Source organism: Pseudomonas promysalinigenes (assembly GCF_014269025.2).
Taxonomy (GTDB): Bacteria; Pseudomonadota; Gammaproteobacteria; order Pseudomonadales; family Pseudomonadaceae; genus Aquipseudomonas; species Aquipseudomonas promysalinigenes.
Genome location: NZ_CP077094.1, coordinates 3,491,658 through 3,509,922 on the forward strand (window position 1 = coordinate 3,491,658; position 18,265 = coordinate 3,509,922).

Here is an 18,265-nt window from a genome sequence, read left to right on the forward strand (position 1 = left end):
TCAAACCGGCATCTGCATGATGTCTTGGTACGCCTGAACCAGCTTGTTGCGCACCTGGGTCAAGGCCTGCATGGACACGCTGGCCTTCTGCGAGGCGATCATCACGTCAGTGAGGTCCACACCGCTCTTGCCGATTTCAAAGGCGTTGGCCAGCTGGTTCGATGCCTGCTGGGTCTGATTGACCTTGCCGATGGCCTGGCCGAGCATATCGGCAAAGGTGCTCTGGCCAGGCGCCAGCTCGGCGGCGGCGGTGGCTTTAGGCAGCGACATGGCATCGGCCTGCATGGCCCGCATGTCCAGCATCAGACGGTTGAATTCAACACCTTGGCTCATGAACTTCTCTCTCCGGCGGCCGCATTTTTTTGACAGTCATGCGGCGGATAGCCCTGAACTAGCAACACGTGTGCCAGCCCGCAGCGCCAACTCTTAAATGAATGTTTCAGCCGAACAGGCTGGCCTCCACATCGAGCCCGGCTTCACGCATCTGCGCGAGCTTGTAGCGCAGGGTACGCGGGCTGATGCCGAGTTTTTCGGCTGCCTCCTTGCGCCGCCCACGCTCGGCGCGCAGGGTATCGATGATTTTCTGAAACTCATGGCGACGCATGTCGTCGCCCAGGCCTGCGGACTCGACAAGTCCTTCAGCAGGCAGTGGCGGTGCAGCAGCTTGGCCCAGCGCCGACAATGGAATGGCGCCCGCCAGACAAAAATCCGCCGCCTCAATGACGCCGCCCTGCTGCAGAATCAACGCCCTCTGCAGCGCGTTGTCCAGTTCTCGCACATTACCCGGCCACGTGTGCGCCAGCAGGCAATCACGCGCCTGGGCAGACAAGCGTACTGGCGCATGCTGCATCTTCGCAGCGTGCCGCGCCAGCAAGCGCTCTGCCAGCGGCAGAATATCGCCACGGCGCTCGCGCAACGGTTGCCACGCCAGTGGGAACACCGACAGCCGGTAGTAAAGGTCCTCGCGAAAACGCCCTGCTGCCACTTCGCTCGCCATATCCCGGTTGCTGGTAGCCAAAACGCGGATATTCAGCGCGATGGGCTTGCGCCCCCCTACCCGTTCCACTTCGCGCTCCTGCAGTACACGTAATAGTTTGGCCTGCAAGCCAAGGGGCATTTCGGAGATCTCGTCGAGCAGCAAGGTACCGCCTTCAGCCTGTTCGAACTTGCCAGCCTGGGCCGCGATTGCCCCGGTGAAGGCGCCTTTCTCGTGACCAAACAGCGTGGCCTCGAGCATGTTGTCCGGAATGGCCGCGCAGTTTATCGCCACGAATGGCTGCGCTGCACGTGGCGACTGCTGATGGATGTAACGCGCAAGCACTTCCTTGCCGGTACCTGACTCACCACATATCAGCACGGTCGAATCGCTGCGAGCTACCCGTGCTGCCAGCTCCAACAGCTGCAGGCTGGCGGGTTCGCACGCTACCGGCCCCTCATCGTCGGCCACCGTCAAACGCCCGGCGGCGTGGCGTTCGACCAGGCTCAGCAAGGCCTGTGGCTCGAACGGCTTGACCAGATAATCCACGGCCCCTTGGCGCATGGCCTCCACGGCCCGCTCCACAGCGGCGTGGGCGGTCATCAGCAACACTGGTAATTGAGGATGATGACGGCGCAGCTGCACCAGCAATTGATGGCCGTCCATACCCGGCATGTTCACGTCACTGACCACTAGGCTGTAAACCTCACCGGCCACCGCCTCCAGCGCCTGCTCGGCGCTGCCCACTGCATCGAAGGCGAAGCCACCGATTTCCAGGGTATCGCCCAGGGCCTGGCGCAATACGCGGTCATCCTCGACCAGCAGCACCTTGATCGCCATTACATAACCTCCGTTGCCTGCCCGTCGATCAACGGCAATTCAACCTTCACACAGGTGCCACGCCCAACCTTGGAGCGCAGGTGCAATGAACCTTGATGGGCACGCACAACGGCCTTGACCACCGCCAGCCCAAGCCCGGTTCCGGTGGCCTTGGTGGTCAGGAATGGCTCGCCCAAGCGCCCCAGCAGCTCGGCATCGATGCCACTGCCGGCATCGCTGATGCTCAAATGCAAGGTGCGCTCGCGGCGGAACAGGTGCACCTTGAGCCGGGCCGGGTTGTCGCTGGCTTGCAGTGCGTTTTCGATCAGATTGAGCAAAGCGCCCACCAGGGTGTCGCGGTTGCACAGCAACTCCCCCAGGTGGCTATCGCACTGCCAGCGCACGGCATGACCCTGCACATGAGGCTGAGCCGCTTGCTGCAGGGCCTGGAACAGAGCCTTGGGGGTCAACCTATCGCCCAGCGGCAGTTCACCACGGGCAAACACCAGCATGTCGCGCACCTGGTGTTCCAATTCGTGCAGCCGCTCCTTGAGGCTGCCAGCAAAGCGCTGGCGGGTTTCTGGCGCGAGCTCGCGCTCGCCATCGGCCAGGTGGCTGGCATAGAGCATGGCCGCCGACAGCGGCGTGCGAATCTGGTGCGCCAGCGAAGCAACCATACGCCCCAGGGAAGACAGGCGCTCGTGCCGGGCCAGTTGGTCTTGCAGGCGGCGGGTTTCAGTGAGGTCGTTGAGCAACACCAGTTGGCCCGGCTCGGCGTCCAGCGAGCGGGTGGCGATAGACAGGCGGCGGCCATCGCGCAGCGAGACCTCGTGGCCATCGTCCTTGCGCGGGGCGAAGCTGCGCGCAATCACCTGGCGCCACAACTGACCGACCACAGGCTCACCCAGCATTTGGCAGGCCGCCGGGTTGGCCTCTCGCACCCTGCCTTGGTCATCGATCACGATCACCCCACCTGGCAGCAGGTCGAGCAGATTTTGCAGGCGGTTGGCCAGGCGCTCCTTTTCGTTCAGCTCGGCTATGCGCTGTGCACCGACGACCGCCAACTCGCCTTTGAGCTCACTGACCCGGGCTTCGAGCATGCCGTAAGACTGGTTGAGCTGGCTGGATACCTGATTGAACAGGGCAAATGCCTGCTCAAGGCCTTGTCGACTCTCCTGCTCGACCGGGGTACTCGACTGCTGATCGGGGGCTCGGGAAAAGTGGGCGGCCTGGGGCATCTTGCTCTCTCGCGTGGCTGACCGTCATAAAAACGGTGTGATGCCAGGGTTGTAGCAATAGCCGTGCCGGGGATGGGGGAATGCTCGGGGGTGAATCGTGCGAGGGTGAATCGTTCGAGGACTGTGGTGTGGCGTAGATCGAGCGCCGCCCGCGCGGCGCATCGCGAGCTGCGCTCGCTCCTACGTTTGTTTCGGGCCAATTGATCCTGCGGGATTTGCGCGCGGACGCCTTGGTGCATGGCGCGAGATAGCGTCGTATGAACCAGGCGGTCGCGCGCGCCTGTCACAGGCGTCACTGGCCGAAAACAAACGTAGGAGCGAGCGTAGCTCGCGATGCGCCGCGCGGGCGGCGCTCGATCTGCGCCCCAACATCAACCTCAAGGCATACACCCCAAAGGCTCAATCACTCTTCCGCCTGATCCTCACCACCCTGTCGGCTCATCCCGTACTTACGCATTTTCTCGACCAAAGTGGTCCGACGAATCCGCAACCGTTCGGCCGCGCGCGCAACGATGCCATTGGCATCGTCCAAAGCCTGCTGGATAAGCCCCTGTTCCAGGCTGCCAAGGTAGTCCTTCAGATCCAGACCCTCAGGCGGCAACATCGCATGATTGCTGAAATTCGGCGTATGGCCATTGATCGCCACCCGCTCCTCCAGATCGCTGCGCAGGCTATCGACCAGTTGCTCGTCCTCGTCATCGACATAACGGAATTTCTTCGGCAACTCCGATACCCCGATAACCCCGTACGGGTGCATGATAGCCATGCGCTCTACCAGGTTGGCCAGCTCGCGGACGTTCCCCGGCCAGCCGTGGCGGCAGAGCGACATGATCGAGGCCGAGTTGAAGCGGATCGAACCGCGCTTCTCGTGCTCCATGCGCGAAATCAGCTCGTTCATCAACAGCGGAATATCTTCCACTCGCTCGCGCAGTGGCGCCATTTCGATCGGGAAGACATTGAGCCGGTAGTACAGGTCTTCGCGGAAAGTGCCATCCTCGATCATGGTTTCGAGGTTCTTGTGAGTCGCGGCGATGATCCGCACATCGATGCTTTGGGTCTTGTTGCTGCCCACTCGCTCGAAGGTGCGCTCCTGCAGCACCCTCAGCAACTTGACCTGCATAGGCAATGGCATGTCGCCAATTTCGTCGAGGAACAGTGTGCCGCCGTTGGCCAGCTCGAAACGCCCGGCACGGCTGGTGATGGCACCCGTGAACGCGCCCTTCTCGTGACCGAACAGCTCGCTCTCCAGCAACTCAGCCGGGATCGCGCCGCAGTTGACCGGCACGAACGGTGCTTCGCGGCGTTTGGAATGGTAGTGCAGGTTGCGCGCCACCACTTCCTTGCCGGTACCGGACTCGCCAAGGATCAGCACGCTGGCATCGGTATCGGCGACCTGCTGCATCATCTGGCGCACATGCTGGATGGCACGGCTGGTGCCGACCAGGCTACGGAACAGGTTCGGCTCACGCTGGCGTCCGCGCTCGCGGGCCTGGTCATACATCTCGCGATAGACCTGGGCACGGTGCAGCGAGTCGAGCAGCTGACTGTAGCTCGGCGGCATCTCGAGGTTGGAAAGTACCCGGCGGCGCAGTTCTTCCGGAAACTCCGCAGAAGAATTTTCACCGATCAGCAAAACCGGAAGGAACTCATCCCACCCAGCCACTGTCTTAAGGAGCCCAAGCACACTGCCCGGAGCACTGACAGTACCGATCAGCACGCATAGCACTTCGCGGCTCGAAGACAGGTCGCCCACGACCTGCTGCCAATCCTGGCTGGAGCACGGAAGATTATCTTCGCCGAGGAAGTTCAGGACCACCGCCAGATCGCGGCGGCGGGCGCTGTCGTCATCGATCAGGAGAATCTTGGTTTCACGCCACATGCAATAGCAACTTCCCTAGTCATATCGGCGCCCTGTGAGGGGCATGCTCGACATCTCCGACTGAATGGTCAGTGTTCGGACGTCTGAAATTCGAAAACAGCCACTAGTAAAGTCAAAAAAACCCGTGCAGTCAAATTAATGGCGCACGGCTTTTTGCACATCTGTGGTCACGTGAACAGATGGTATACCTTGGCGGCATTTTTCGCCTGACGGATTTGCATCATCTCGTCGACTATTGATTGACGCTCCCCACTTGCAACGTCAATCAATTGCCGGTAGACGACCAACAGTTGCTCCAGGCTGTCGCGCACATCGGCTTCCTGGCCGACCGCTTCATCGAGCACATCATTGATGCGCAGGCGGCATTCCAGATCCAGCTCGCCCACTGCACTCCAGTCACGCTTGTGCAACGCGGTAAGCAGCAGCTGACGGGTCTGTTCGATTCGCTCGATTACTTCGCTCATCTCATGCTCCTGGCTCAGGAAGCCGACTGGTCGGCGATGGCGTCCCAACCTTCCTTGACTGTGATCAGCAAGCGCGCCACTTCATCGATGATTTCGGGGTCGCTCTTGGCGTTGGCCTCGATCAAGCGACGGCTCATGTAGGTGTACAGGCTGTCCAGCTCGGCCAGGCTGTCGGCGTGGTTTTCCAGGTCCAGGCCTTCGCGCAGGCCACCGATAATGTCGATGGCTTTGCCGATCAGGATGCCTTTCTGGGCGACATCCTTGCGGGCAATTGCGCCTTTGGCCTGAGCCATACGATCAAGGCCGCCCTGCATGAGCATCTGCACCAGGCGGTGCGGGCTGGCTTCGGATGTCTGCGCCACGCCGTTGACTTTCTGATACTGCCGAAGGGCCAACATCGGGTTCATGGATCTACCTCGTTGCAGCGAAATGGGTTGCTTGTAACTTGTGTATCGCCTGGACGTCAAAAAACTTTAGCGACCCTACGCAAAAGCCCGGCGCATCGAGGGATGCCGCCGGGCTTTTGGCAGGCTCAGTTAATCAGGACTTTTTAGCTTGAGCGTTGATCGCTTCGAAGATCGAGGTGATTTGGTCGGCCTGGGCTTTCATTTTGCCAAGGGCAGTATCCAGCGCGACATACTGCTTGGTCAGCGACGCTGTCAGCGACTCTGTCCGGCGATCAAGCGCCTCCTGCTGATCAGAAAGCTGCTTGGCCGCCTTGTCCAGGTTGGACTTGCGCGTCGCAAGGCTGCCATCGGTCTTGTTGTACGGATCGATGGCATTGTTCATGCGCTCGAAAATGCCATTGGTGCCGGTGAACAGGTTCTGCACTTCTGCGCCGAGCTTCTTGTCGTCCATCGCAGATGTGAACTTGATGCTATTGAACTCCAACGTGCCGTCTTTCTGGGTATTGATGCCCAACTGACTCAGCGTCGTCAGGCTATCGCCGGCACCGACTTCGCTCAGGACTTTGCGCACATCGCCCAGCAGAGAGCGGGTGGTTGGGTCATTGGTGAGTGGGCCAAGAATCAGGTTGTCATCACTGTCACGACTGGTGGAAGTCAGCGAAGTGATCGCTTTCTGCATTGTGTTGTAAGCATCGACGAAGCTCTGAATCGACTTTTTCAGGCCGTCGTTGTCCGCTGCAACGGTCACCGCAGTTGGCGAACCCGTACTGCCGCTGCCGGTCCTGGCGCTGACGCCAGTCAATTGCAGCGTCAGGCCGCTGATGGCCTTATCGACGGTGTTGGTCGCACTGGTGACCTTCAAGCCATCGATGGTCAGTTCGGCATCCTGGGCCAGGGCAGTGATGTACCCCGCGCCAGTGCCAGACATCTGCGAAGTACCATCGATTTCCAGCTCGGCGATACCGCTCAGGGAAATATCGGAACCGGCGCCGGTGGTGGTGGAGCTGAGCACAAGGCGCGAACCGCCTTGTTCGTTGACGATGTTGGCGGTAATGCCGTTTGCGCTCATTTCCTTGTTGATCTGATCACGCACGCTCTGCAACGTTGCACCGCTGGCAACATCGAGATCGTAGGTTTTTCCACCTTGGCTGATGGTCAATTTACCAGCACTGATGGAGCTGCTTGCCCCACCTGCGAACTGTTGGCTTGCAACCTTCGAACCGGTCGCCAGCTTGTCCACGATTACATCGTAGTTTCCTGCCACCGCCGAGTTACTCGACGTGATCTTGACCACGGCCTCGTTCGCCGACTTCGCAGAATAGGCGTTGAAGGAGGGAGCATTCTTGTCGTTGAGCTTCTTCATGGCGTCCTGGAACGCCGTCAGAGCACTGCGCAAAGAACCGATCCCCGAGATCAACGCGGTGTTGTTGCTGGTTTGCCGGGTGATCTGGGTTTGCTTGGCGGATGTATCAGCCTTGACCAGCGCGTTCACGATCTCGGTGATGTTGAGACCAGAGCCCAGGCCGGTTGTTGGGGTGAGTGCGCTTGCCATGCCGTAATCCCTCTTTCAACGGGCCGGCGCTACTCCTGCAGCGCCAGCATGTATCACTTCATTGATGTTCGCCGCCCATCATACTTTGGCGTCGAACAGAACACTGTTGACATCACTCAAACTGTGAGCAATTCGCAGCGCTTCTTCCGAAGGCAACTGGCGAATCAGCTTACCACTGTCTGTAGCAATGACCTTGACCACAATCTGGCCGGATTCCTCATCCATGGAAAACTCAAGGTTGCGTTGGGTAGCTTTGAGAAATTTCTCGATTTCCGCTACCGCGCTTTTGACCTTATCGGCATCTTGCGCGTCCTGCTTGGCCTTTTCGCCAGTGGCTGCAGGCTTAGCTTCTTCCGACGGCCGGTTAACCGGCTTATCGACGGCCTGCTCGGCCGGTTTTGCGGCCGGATAAGACAAATTCAGCTTGACGCTCATGTCCATCTCTACCACCTCGCAATGCAAAGGCGGGGAAGCGCCGATCAAGCACTCCCCCGCCGGTCACCATCGGCGATTACTGAAGCAGCTTCAGTACAGCGGATGGCAGCTGGTTGGCCTGGGCCAGAACCGAAGTGGATGCCTGCTGCAGGGTCTGCTGCTTGGTCATCTGAGCGGTTTCAGCGGCGAAGTCGGTGTCCTGTACACGGCCACGAGCGGCTTCGGCGTTCTCGTTGATGTTCTGCAGGTTGTTGATGGTGCTGGTCAGACGGTTCTGAACGGCACCCAGGTCAGCACGGTTGGTGTTGATGGTCTGCAGAGCGGTGTCGATAGCGGCGATGGCGGCGCTGTAGTTGGTTTCCGAGACGCTGCTGCTCGAACCCTGAATGTTGATGCCCGAGCCGATGCCCAGCGAGGAGGCGTCGAACTTCTGGTTCAGGTCGATGGTGATCTGGTTCGAGCTGCCGGTGTTCGAGCCAACCTGGAAGGTCATGGTCGAAGCCGAACCGTCCAGCAGGTTCTTGCCGTTGAGCTGGGTGCTGTTGGCGATACGGGTCAGTTCCGAAGCCATCGACTGGAACTCTTTGTCCAGGGCGATACGGTCATCGGTGCTGTTGGAGTCGTTACGCGACTGAACAGCCAGTTCACGCATACGCTGCAGAATGTTGGTCTGCTCTTGCATCGCGCCTTCAGCGGTCTGGGCGATGGAGATACCGTCGTTGGCGTTTTTGATTGCCATGGTCTGACCACGGATCTGCGAGGTCATGCGGGTAGCGATCTGCAGGCCAGCGGCGTCGTCTTTGGCGCTGTTGATTTTCAGGCCGGAGGACAGACGGGTCATCGAAGTGGCCAGTGCATCGGAAGCACGGTTCAGGTTCTTCTGAACGCCCAGGGAGGTAGTGTTGGTGTTAACAGTCAAAGCCATGACGAATTCCTCGTTGGATTGGGTACTACGGCTTCCGGCCTTGGCAAATCGCCGGGTGTGGCACAGAGAACCTTCGTAATTGTTATCGTCGTCAGGGCGGGTTGCTTTAGGAGATTTTTCAAAAAAATTGCTGGCATCCTGCCAGCCCAATGAATTCAAGGAGTTGACGCCAGATTACAGACGCTCAAAAAACCATAGCCCGGAAAACAAAACGCCGCCATAAGGCGGCGGCGTTCAGCAAGACTACCTGCGGTCAGTCCGAGCGCTCGATGATCGCTGACCCCCACGACAGGCCCACGCCAAAACCACTCAGCGCAACACGGCGATGCTGCGAGCCCACGACGTGCTTTTCCAGCAGCAACGGAATGCTCGAGGACACTGTATTGCCGGTTTCGACCATATCCTTGACGAAGCGCTGCTTGTGCTCGCCTTCAAGGAAGCGCGCGGAAACCGCATCGACGATCGCCGCACTACCCTGATGCAGGCAATAGAGGTCGATGTCCTCGGCCTTCAATTCACTGGTGTCGAGCAACTGCTGCAGGTGTGCAGGCACCTTGACCAGGGCGAAGTTGTAAACCTGGCGGCCGTTCATGAAGAACTTGCCATCGGTCGTGCGCAGATGCTCGGCACCGGCACCATCGCTGCCGAACAGCGATTTGCCTAACTGCCAGGTAGCACCATGGCCCATCCAGGTAGCAGTGGCGGCATCACCAAACAGCATGGTGGTGTTGCGATCTTCGGGGTCGACGATCTTCGAGTAAGGGTCTGCGGTAATCAGCAAGCCATTTTTCAGACCAGCCGCTTCCATGAACCCCTTGATCGCATACAAGCCGTAGACGTAGCCCGAGCAACCCAGAGAAATATCGAACGCAGCAACCGCCGTGGACAGCCCCAGCTTGTGCTGCACGATGGCAGCGGTGTGGGGCAAACCCTCGGCGTCACCGTTCTGAGTCACGACGATCACCACGTCGATACAGGCCGGGTCCAACGCAGGATTGGCGGCGAACAGTTTCTTGCAGGCCTCAACGCACAGGTCGGAGGTTTCTTGAGCCTCGGCCTTGCGAGGCAAGAACGTAGATCCGATCTTGCCGAAGATGAAATCCTGATCTTTGCCGAATTTCGCGCCCTGGGCGTAGTTATCCACGCCTTCAGTCGGCACGTAACTGGCGATGCTTTTAATGCCAATCATATGGCTTCCCAATTCAATGTCAGCAACATGCCCCTGCGCGCGGGCCCAGCCGCGGTTGAATCGAAACGATGGGCGGACGGTTCACGGGCGCAGACGTTAACGAATGTAACGATGATAACAGTGAAGATGCCCGTCGTGACTTCCAAGTCACGCGTTTTGTCGAATCCTGGTCGTAGAGAGTGGTCAGATAAGCCCAAAAGCAAAAAAACGCCCCGGCATAGCCGGGGCGCAATCAGTTGCCAGGTCACTCAGGAGGCCTCACGCCAACCAAGCACGCTGCCAAGCCAACAGGTGATCGCCTTCAAGCATCCAGTCGGCCAGGACCTGCTCGCGCAACTGCTCACCCATCGCAGCACTTGCAGCCTGGTCATGCAGGTGCATGCGGATCGCCTCCACCCAGCTAGCTGGCTGGTTCTGCACCCGCGTAACGTGAAGCGGCCCCTGGTATGCACGCACATCGCTGGCGATGACTGGCACGCCACAAGCCCCAAACTCAAGCAAGCGCAGGTTGCCGGCGCATGCGCTGATGGGCCCCTCAGCCAGCGGAGCCAGCGCCAGGTCAAGGTCAAGCCCTGCGAGCAACCTTGGGTAATCGACGGCACCCAGAATCGGAGTGACCGTCTGCACATCAGCCTGCAAGCCTGGGGGGCAGGCACCGAGCACAACCCATTCCACTTCTTGCTTGAGCATGCTGGCTACTTCGGTCAGCAATGCCTCCTCGGCGGTGCCCAGCCAGCCCCCTACCAGCCCTACCCGCGGCTTGTGGCCTACCCCGCGCCGACTGCGCAGGCCCTGCCATTGCGCTGGCGACAAGCGGCTTTCGACCACCCGTATATCGCGATGTGCCTCGGCGAACGTTTCCGCTAACGCAGGGTTGGCAACCACCAAGCGATCGGCATGCGCCATGGCTGCATTCAGACCTTGAAGCAGATGCCCGAAGCGTTGTCGATCCACCGAAAGCTGCCCCCAGGCTTGCGCATCAAGATCAATCACTTTGAACGCATGCGAAAACGCTGACAGGCGCCGCAGGCACTCGATCTGCTCAGCTTCGATGGGGCGGCGCACGATTACGCAATCCGGCGCAAAGCGCTTAATCTCGGCAAACGACAAACGGCTTTGCACCAACGTTGCGTCCAGTAGGCCTTCACGGCTCAACGCTTGCAGCGGTTGTATGATTCGCTGCTCATCGCCCTCCTGCACATCTTCCACGCAGGCCAACACCCTAGGCAGCGGGCGCCAAGAGGCCAGGGGCTGCCAGCTCAGCGCAGACGGAACAACGCTGTATTCTGGCCCAGAGAGGCGCAAATGCGGGCTGTAGGCGGGATCACGTGCCAGCAGCGGTAGCCAGCGTGCATACAGGGCATCCTCTTGCTCCACCGTAACAGCAGGTTCGGCCGTCTCACTGATCAGCAATGCCGCACGAGGCGTCCAGACATTGAGGTAGCCGGCCGCATGCAAGCGCAGGCACAGGTCGACATCCGCCCAGCACGCCAGCTCCGGTGACTCATCGAAACCGCCGAACTCATGGAACAGCGCTTTGCCCAGCATCATGCACTTGCCACTGACCGCCACCGCGTTCTGGTCAACAAGCAAACGTTGCTGATACCCCGGCGCCAGCATTGGACGCCCTTTGAATACACGACCAACCGGCCCATGCATGCCCAGGATCAGGCCACCATGGCGCACCGTGCAATCACTGGCAAGCAGCTTGGCCCCTACCGCACCCGCCTCCTGGCGGCAAGCGTGATTGACCAACTGCTGCAGCCAGTCGTCCTCCAGCACGGCGATACCGGCATGCAACCAGAGCAGCAACTCACCCGCCGCCTGCTCGGCCGCCAAGTTGCGCACTTGGACCGTAGAGAGATCGCTGCAAAAGCGCAGCACCTTAACCTGCGTCGCGTCCAGTTGCTCGACACCGGCCAACCAGGCTTGCAGCTGCGGATCATCTTGCCCCTGGTCGAGCAACAGGATCTCGAAGCGACGGTAGGTGGTCTTCTCGAGCAGGGTGTCCAGGCAACGGCGCAGGCGCTCCAGGCCGTCCTCGGTGGCTACCAGAATACTCACCAGCGCACTCTCGCCGACCCCGTAATCCAGGTCGTAGTGCCCCGGCAGCCGGGCCGAGACAGTGCCGCCCTCGAAGCCTCTGGCCAGTAGATGCCGCTCGATAGCAGCGCGTTGCTCAGGGCTATCGACCAGCGGAGTGGCGGCACTGATCAACAAGGGTTCGTTGATGTGCCCCAGCCCTTGCAGCCCTTTGTCTTCTATCAGCCGCAGAATGAGGTCAAGTTCGAACGCCTCTGCACTGTCCATCCGCAGACCGCCTGTTGCCAGCACCGCCTCACGGTTGAACAACCAATGGCGCGCGAGCACACCCGGCAGGCTCAGAAGCATGTCCAAATTGATGTCTGGCCGCACGGCCAACTGAAGTTCTGCGTTTGGCAAACGCCGCATCTCATCGCCGTAGACCGCACGCACACCTTCTGCGTCGATCAGGTCCAGCGCGGCAATCATCAGTCCACTGGCAGTGAACTCACAACCGGCCTCCACCAGCATGAACCAGTCGAAGGTGCCATTGCGCACGATCTGCTCGACCTGCTCGGGTATCGGCCCCTCGGCAAGTTCGATGAGCTCGATTGCAGGGTAAGCATTGTGCGCAGGGCTCAGGCTTTTGGCGGTCACAGCGAGGCTTTCACAGCTGGCCTGATGGTTGACCACCAGCACCGCTATCGTTGGCGCCCGCCCGCGGGTCAAGCGCTCGCTGATCAAGCGTTGCTGCACCGCATCAGGTACGCGCTCGGCGAGCCACTGCGACATATCGGGCTCCACAGGTAAAGCCGGGAACTGCGCCAGCGCTGCCTGAATCTGCTCTTGGGCAGTCGCCACCTGGCCTCCCTTGGCAGTGATCTCGGCGATCTGCGAGGCGAACAGGGTGCCAAACACCGTTTCGCGTAACTCTGCGTATGCCTGCCGGGTCTGAGGGGTGTCTGCCTGGCGCAAGCTTGTCTTGAGCTGATCGAGGCGCAGCAGGTCGGCATTGAGCTGCGCGCCGGTCTGCGCGGGCTTTAGCCCTTCGAAAAGGTGCACACGCCACTGCGGCTCGGTAGCCAGGATCAGCGAAACCAAACGCTCCATGACGAAGACTTTGCATTCATACCCCTCGGTTCCCCGATGCAAAGTGGCAGTATTCAACGCTTCTCCGTACGCGGTTGGCCACTCGCCAGTGCGCCATTGTTCAGCGCTTTGGAAGATGGTCTCCGCCAGGCTGAACCAGCGACGCCAGAATCGCGGCTTGGCGATGAAGTAGTTACAGAACTGTACCTGGGAGGCATCCATCACCAGGGTTTGCAAATCTACCCCAGGCGCCAGGCGACGGGCCATTTCGACGAACACCGGCCAGATATTGGGATGGTGAACCACGCCCTGGATGAAGGTGTTTTCGTAGCGGGCCCCGTCTGGATAGAACACCGGGAACAACAGAACATCGGCATCGTCTGGCGCCGAGGCAACGAACTCCAGCACCTGTCGCGACTCAAGCCCGGTCTTGTCCTTGAAGCGCGGTGAGAGCACGCCATAGAAGGTGTTCTCATCCAGGCTCGCATTCAGCAAGACATTGCGCATCGGCCAGTATTCGGCCCAATCGGGGCGCTGCCCGACATTGTCCAGCGGTATGTAGCCCGGTTCCAGCTTCGCCCGCGTTTCATCCGAATAGAAGATCTGATGAATCCGTGCGCGCTCAGGCGCAACCACAGGCGTTGCCTGGGCAAAAGCGATGTATAGCGACAGCGGGCCGGCAAGCCCAGGCATGCCAGCGAAGCAACCCGAGCTGCGTAGCTCGACGTCGGTGATGCCACGCTCGTTAGGCTCATACGGCAGTCGCAGGCGCAGTGCACCAGCATCGCCGACCGTCACATCCCGTACACAGCGTCCATTGACCCAAACCTGCGTGATGAACGGATAGACATCGTACTGCTGTCCCCGCGCCGCGCTGATCAGCAGTTCGAGGCCGTTTACCGACGGTGCGTGCTCAATGATCGGCGAAACCAGTTGCAAGCGCGCATTCGGCCCCGCCAAGAACTGGCCGGCTTGACCACCGACAATGGGCAGCACCGAACTGTCGAGCACGACGTTGAGTGTGTCGTGCTGCCAGGGCGCCACCGGCTCGCTAGCCCCAGCCACTTGCCACAACGTAGTGAAGACCTCGTGGTCAACAACCGCCGGCAGCTGCACGAGCAGGCGTTGCACTGCATGGGCCGGCAAAAGCTTCAGTGCACTGAGGCCCTGAGTTCGTTCAAGCGCCGCCCGTAGCTGTTGACGAATCCAGACGCCGCTGTCCGTACTTGGCGGCTCAGGCGCTGCGGCGGCCGCGAGGCTCAACGACATGGCGGCGCATTCGCCGCTGGCCAGCGCCGCCAGCCCCTGGCTGACCTGATGGGCACTGCCAAGCTCGCAGCTCAGGCCAGCATCGACCATCAGGTAGGCCAAGTCAGCCGCCGGCTCAACCAGCCGCTGCTCGACCCACTGTGCTGGGGAAACGCTCCCATCAGAGCTGCCGATAACGCTGATGCGCTTGAACGCCAAGCGCTGATCGAATGCTTCACGCAGGCGCGCCGCCTGCTCGCGGTGCTGGCCGTCGATTACCACATGCAGCCGGGGCACCTGGGCGATGGCGGACGCCACCCGTTCGGCCGAGCGACCATCGCGATAATCACCATACAGGTGCTGCACGCGCGCACGCTGTGCATCACGGCAGTGGCTTCGATGCAGATTGGCTGCATCGGCAAGCAGCGCGAGGAACGCCTGATCGTCACCGAACTCCATGCCGATATCCCGCCAGGCATTGCCAGGGGCGTCCGGGTTGTATTCCCAGTGGCCTACCCTAGCCTCGCTGGAATACAGCAGGATCGGGCGGTCCAGTACCATGAACTCGAATAGCAACGATGAGCGGTCGGCCACCAGAATGTCAGCTTCGGCAAAGCTGTCGGCGATGCTTGCCCCCGGGTCATCCACCAGCACCACACGCGGGTCGGCGGCAACTTGTTCACGCCACTGCGCCATCAGGTTGCGGAACAGCGCCTTGTCCACGACGAAGCTGTGTTCGTGTTGAACGATGGCCGGGTGCGGTTTGATGATGATTTTCGCTCGCGGATAGACTGAGCGAATCAGAGGTACGACTCGGTCGCCGAAGAATACCGCAGCGCTGATTTCCGGGTTGTAGGTCGGGGCGAACAGGATGGTCGGCTCATCGTTTAGGCATTGGCGCGCTGGCAGCCTGAACACCTGGTCTACCCAGGCATTACCGGTCAGCAGGAAGCCGTGCCGTGGATGCACGTCCGAGAGCAAGGTGTCTTCGATATCCCAGACGCTGCCGCACATGTAGTCGGCATGGTTGTACTGCGGTTCGGCGTACCCGTAACGCGTCACCGAGCCGTGGCGCATACCGATCAGCAACACCTGATGCGCATCGCAGTACTCACGCCAGAATTCTACCGACCAACCATCGGCGACGACGATGACCTGGGGCTTCCAGGCCATGACTTCGTCAATCGAAAGGCTCAACAGACTGTTCTGGAAACAGGCCGCGAGCGGGCGCAGCGAGCGGAAGTGAAACGGCATGCTGCCGTAACAGGCAACCCGAAGATCGGCAATCGGCAGCGATGCCGGTTGGCTCAGCACAGTGCCGAAGACGTACAGCACGCTGGTCTGCCCACAATTAGGCATGGTCAGTAACGGGTAGCGCGCTTGTTCGCGCAGGCCCAATGAGCGGATCAATGCCGTGTACTGGGGCTCTGGACGGTACTTGGCTTCGTACTGATCGTTGAGCAGGGTGCGGGCTTCGCGGCCTTGCAGCAGCACCGAGTCCTTGAGAATCAACTGCCCACCCGGCTTGAGCATCGACAGTGCTCTGAGCACGACGCGGGCGGCGGCGGTGTCGTCACTGATGGTGGTCAATACGCCCATCAGGCTGACCACATCGAAGCGCTGGGGCGAGGAAAACTCGAACACATCGGCGACCTGAAACTCGATGTTGTCGATGCCCTGCTCCCGCGCCTTGGCGCGGCCCTGTTCGATCAGCCGTTCGCCCACATCGAACGCCACCACTCGCCCAACGTGGCGAGCGAACAGCAGGCTGAAGTCGCCGTCCGCACAGCCTATGTCGAGCAGTTGGGCATTTTCAGGCAGGCCGGGCAGCACTTGCTCCAGCAGGCATTGGCGCTGGCGCTCATAAAGCTCGGCGGGGCCGATCTTGCCACGCTCGGTCTGGCTCCAGAAATGACGGGCGATCTGGCCTTGTGAATTATTACTCATGTTCGCCCCACTGGGTTGCAAAGACTTTACGTGCCATATCAAGGTCTGCCGTGGTGTCGATATCGAACGCTTTGAGTTCGAATGCCGGCAGGGGTAGGCAGGCTTCCAGGGCCTGATAGACGAAGATCGGCTGGTTGATCACCAACTGCGGCTTGATCACTGCGATGCCGGTCCATTCCATGGCGTAATGCGGCTCGCGGGTAAAGCCCAGCACTTGGCTGCCGGACGCATCGAGCTGCACGCGAACACCATCACTGGTGATGTAGGGCGATACGCCGATCAGTTGCTCGTGAGTCTGCGAGGCCTGAAGGAACGACTCGAAACTCCGCGCATCCATGACCGTGTCGGCGTCCAGCACCAGCATGCGCTCATCGAGATGGCGCGACACACGGTAGATGCTCTGCAACGTATTGGTCCGCGCGTAATCAGGGTTGCGCACCACAATCAGGTCAGGCCGCAGGGAAATGGCGTGGGCGATGACATCTTCTTCCTGGTAACCCACCACCAGCCAGACCGTCTCGGCCCACTGAAGACGCTCCAGGTGCCAGTCGAGCAATGTGCGCCCCGCCACTTCCACCAGGCATTTCGGCTTGTTGAGCCCCAGCCGCGAGCCAATCCCGGCGGCGCAGATTACAGCGTGCTTAACAGGCGACATAGGGCCTTCCCATCATAAGTAACGAAATCACTGAGCTTCATCAGCTCCTTGTTGGGCTGATGCACACCACCGAACGCCACTCGCCAGTCAGCAGCTTCGAACATCGGCACATCGTTCATGCCTTCGCCCACTGCAACGATGCGATCGAAGCGCGAGCGCAGGCTGCTGACCGCATCACCCTTGTGCAGGATGTGCTCCACGCCATCCAACTGCCCTTGCCCGTCGAGCCGGGCCAGCGAGGTGAAACTGTGGACGCCCAGTTTGTCGAGAACCGGCTTGACCCAGAGGTCGAGGTTGCCGGTGACGATGAACGATTGCTCGGGGTGGCGGGCAATGAAATCGAGTATTGCCGGGTCGAACTCGACATGCCTGTCCAGTGCGGCATGAATCCAGTCCAGGCGCGCATCCCGCAGTAGCCTGACGCGCAATTTGAAGGACTTGTCGAAGGGCAGCAGGCCCTCTATGGTCGCCTGGGTCAACGCACTGATTTCGTCTTCCAGCCCCACCGAGGTTGCGATCAGCGGCAAAAGCTCTTGGCGCGTGAGCGTGCCATCGAGGTCGAAGCAGTAGGCCGTGGTCATTGCGCAGCTCCCTGACTACGTCGCAGAACGAAGAAGTACTGCCGGGTTTCGGCACGCTTTTCCAGGCTGTCCGAAAACAGAAAACCGTCATGCTCCACGCACATATCCAGGCCATCGAACGCTACATCCATCAGTTGGCGCAGTTCGGCGGCCGTGCGGTAGATGGCCGAGTACTGATCGGCGAGCTCCTCGGAATAAAAGCGGTCGAGGGTGAAGCGATCAGCCACGCCGACCGGTTCACGCAGGTAGATCCTCCCACCTTGAGCTAACAGGCGGGCGGCATCACCCAATACCTTGATGCAATCGGCGTCATTGAGGTAAATGAGCAAGCCCGAAATCAGCGCCAGGTCGAAAGGCGCCGACACCTGCAGTGCCAGCGGCTGAATGTCGGTGGCCGACATCACCTGGAACTGCAAGGCGGGTAACTGACGCTTTGCAGCTTCGGCCTTGGCCTTGTCGATCAGGCTGGCGGAAAAATCGACGCCCAGATAGTCGAGTTCCTGACAGTGCTCGGCCAGAAACCAGCCCCAGCGCCCGGTGCCGCAGCCGATGTCGAAAATTCGCCGAGCCTGATTCAGGCCCAGGATACTGGCCATCGCCGCCTTTTCAGCTTGATCACGCCGCTCGACCAGCTCCGGGTCGTTATCCTGGTACATGGTGGCGCTGAGCACGTTGGCATAATCGCGCTTGCCGCGCGCTTCAAAAAAAGCGCGGGTTGCATCGTAGTCGATGGCTACTCGCTCACCCTTGATGCGTCGAGAGTCGTTCAAGATTGCTCCTTGTCACTGCAGCGAACGGGCCATGAAGCAGTCAGAAATCCAACACCCGCCCGGTTGCAA

General features: G+C 60.3%; 14 protein-coding genes. All 14 read right to left on the reverse strand.

Annotation, left to right across the window (positions count from 1 at the left end; genetic code table 11):
- The 14 genes from fliE to HU725_RS16040 all read right to left on the reverse strand — a co-directional run bounded on the left by fliE (position 1) and on the right by HU725_RS16040 (position 18,196).
- A complete protein-coding gene (gene fliE, locus HU725_RS15975; protein ID WP_060476924.1) occupies positions 1-333 on the reverse strand; it encodes a flagellar hook-basal body complex protein FliE in 333 nt (110 codons plus the stop codon).
- Between the two features lie 106 nt (positions 334-439).
- The gene (locus tag HU725_RS15980) at positions 440-1,816 is read right to left on the reverse strand and encodes a sigma-54-dependent transcriptional regulator (RefSeq protein ID WP_186478509.1); all 1,377 of its coding nucleotides are present in this window, start codon (positions 1,814-1,816) and stop codon (positions 440-442) included.
- Positions 1,816-3,033 (reverse strand): sensor histidine kinase, encoded by a 1,218-nt coding sequence (locus HU725_RS15985; protein ID WP_186478510.1) that lies wholly within the window; start codon positions 3,031-3,033, stop codon positions 1,816-1,818. The genes HU725_RS15980 and HU725_RS15985 overlap by 1 nt, the downstream gene beginning before the upstream one ends.
- Positions 3,034-3,436: 403 nt before the next feature.
- Positions 3,437-4,912 carry a transcriptional regulator FleQ gene (fleQ, locus tag HU725_RS15990; protein ID WP_186478804.1) on the reverse strand — a complete coding sequence of 492 codons (1,476 nt, stop codon included), beginning with the start codon at positions 4,910-4,912 and terminating at the stop codon, positions 3,437-3,439.
- A 167-nt stretch (positions 4,913-5,079) separates the two neighbouring features.
- Positions 5,080-5,376: a flagellar protein FliT gene (fliT, locus tag HU725_RS15995; protein ID WP_060476928.1), complete on the reverse strand. Its 297-nt coding sequence runs from the start codon at positions 5,374-5,376 to the stop codon at positions 5,080-5,082.
- Between the two features lie 14 nt (positions 5,377-5,390).
- Positions 5,391-5,783: a flagellar export chaperone FliS gene (gene fliS / locus HU725_RS16000; protein WP_060476929.1), complete on the reverse strand. Its 393-nt coding sequence runs from the start codon at positions 5,781-5,783 to the stop codon at positions 5,391-5,393.
- 133 nt (positions 5,784-5,916) lie between these two features.
- Positions 5,917-7,335, reverse strand: coding sequence for a flagellar filament capping protein FliD (gene fliD / locus HU725_RS16005; RefSeq protein ID WP_186478803.1), 1,419 nt, complete (start codon positions 7,333-7,335; stop codon positions 5,917-5,919).
- 78 nt (positions 7,336-7,413) lie between these two features.
- Positions 7,414-7,776 carry a flagellar protein FlaG gene (locus HU725_RS16010; RefSeq protein WP_186478802.1) on the reverse strand — a complete coding sequence of 121 codons (363 nt, stop codon included), beginning with the start codon at positions 7,774-7,776 and terminating at the stop codon, positions 7,414-7,416.
- Positions 7,777-7,846: 70 nt separating this feature from the next.
- Positions 7,847-8,695, reverse strand: a complete 849-nt coding sequence (locus HU725_RS16015) for a flagellin domain-containing protein (protein ID WP_186478801.1) — start codon at positions 8,693-8,695, stop codon at positions 7,847-7,849.
- A gap of 253 nt (positions 8,696-8,948) precedes the next feature.
- The gene (locus HU725_RS16020) at positions 8,949-9,884 is read right to left on the reverse strand and encodes a ketoacyl-ACP synthase III (RefSeq protein ID WP_060476933.1); all 936 of its coding nucleotides are present in this window, start codon (positions 9,882-9,884) and stop codon (positions 8,949-8,951) included.
- 258 nt (positions 9,885-10,142) lie between these two features.
- A complete protein-coding gene (locus tag HU725_RS16025) occupies positions 10,143-16,190 on the reverse strand; it encodes a methyltransferase domain-containing protein (protein WP_186478800.1) in 6,048 nt (2,015 codons plus the stop codon).
- Positions 16,183-16,845, reverse strand: coding sequence for a phosphocholine cytidylyltransferase family protein (locus HU725_RS16030; protein ID WP_186478799.1), 663 nt, complete (start codon positions 16,843-16,845; stop codon positions 16,183-16,185). Before HU725_RS16030 ends, HU725_RS16025 begins: the two co-directional genes overlap by 8 nt.
- Complete coding sequence (locus HU725_RS16035) at positions 16,821-17,426, reverse strand: HAD-IB family phosphatase (RefSeq protein ID WP_060476936.1); 606 nt, start codon at positions 17,424-17,426, stop codon at positions 16,821-16,823. The genes HU725_RS16030 and HU725_RS16035 overlap by 25 nt, the downstream gene beginning before the upstream one ends.
- Positions 17,423-18,196, reverse strand: coding sequence for a class I SAM-dependent methyltransferase (locus HU725_RS16040; protein ID WP_186478798.1), 774 nt, complete (start codon positions 18,194-18,196; stop codon positions 17,423-17,425). Before HU725_RS16040 ends, HU725_RS16035 begins: the two co-directional genes overlap by 4 nt.
- Positions 18,197-18,265 lie beyond the last annotated feature (69 nt).

Bases quoted from the DNA above. Each gene is read 5' to 3' on its own strand.
- HU725_RS16035 (WP_060476936.1), bottom strand. From the start codon at position 17,426: ATGACCACGGCCTACTGCTTCGACCTCGATGGCACGCTCACGCGCCAA.
- HU725_RS15980 (WP_186478509.1), bottom strand. From the start codon at position 1,816: ATGGCGATCAAGGTGCTGCTGGTCGAGGATGACCGCGTATTGCGCCAG.
- HU725_RS15985 (WP_186478510.1), bottom strand. From the start codon at position 3,033: ATGCCCCAGGCCGCCCACTTTTCCCGAGCCCCCGATCAGCAGTCGAGT.
- HU725_RS16030 (WP_186478799.1), bottom strand. From the start codon at position 16,845: ATGTCGCCTGTTAAGCACGCTGTAATCTGCGCCGCCGGGATTGGCTCG.
- HU725_RS16020 (WP_060476933.1), bottom strand. From the start codon at position 9,884: ATGATTGGCATTAAAAGCATCGCCAGTTACGTGCCGACTGAAGGCGTG.
- fliD (WP_186478803.1), bottom strand. From the start codon at position 7,335: ATGGCAAGCGCACTCACCCCAACAACCGGCCTGGGCTCTGGTCTCAAC.
- fliE (WP_060476924.1), bottom strand. From the start codon at position 333: ATGAGCCAAGGTGTTGAATTCAACCGTCTGATGCTGGACATGCGGGCC.
- fliS (WP_060476929.1), bottom strand. From the start codon at position 5,783: ATGAACCCGATGTTGGCCCTTCGGCAGTATCAGAAAGTCAACGGCGTG.
- HU725_RS16025 (WP_186478800.1), bottom strand. From the start codon at position 16,190: ATGAGTAATAATTCACAAGGCCAGATCGCCCGTCATTTCTGGAGCCAG.
- HU725_RS16015 (WP_186478801.1), bottom strand. From the start codon at position 8,695: ATGGCTTTGACTGTTAACACCAACACTACCTCCCTGGGCGTTCAGAAG.
- HU725_RS16010 (WP_186478802.1), bottom strand. From the start codon at position 7,776: ATGGACATGAGCGTCAAGCTGAATTTGTCTTATCCGGCCGCAAAACCG.
- fleQ (WP_186478804.1), bottom strand. From the start codon at position 4,912: ATGTGGCGTGAAACCAAGATTCTCCTGATCGATGACGACAGCGCCCGC.
- fliT (WP_060476928.1), bottom strand. From the start codon at position 5,376: ATGAGCGAAGTAATCGAGCGAATCGAACAGACCCGTCAGCTGCTGCTT.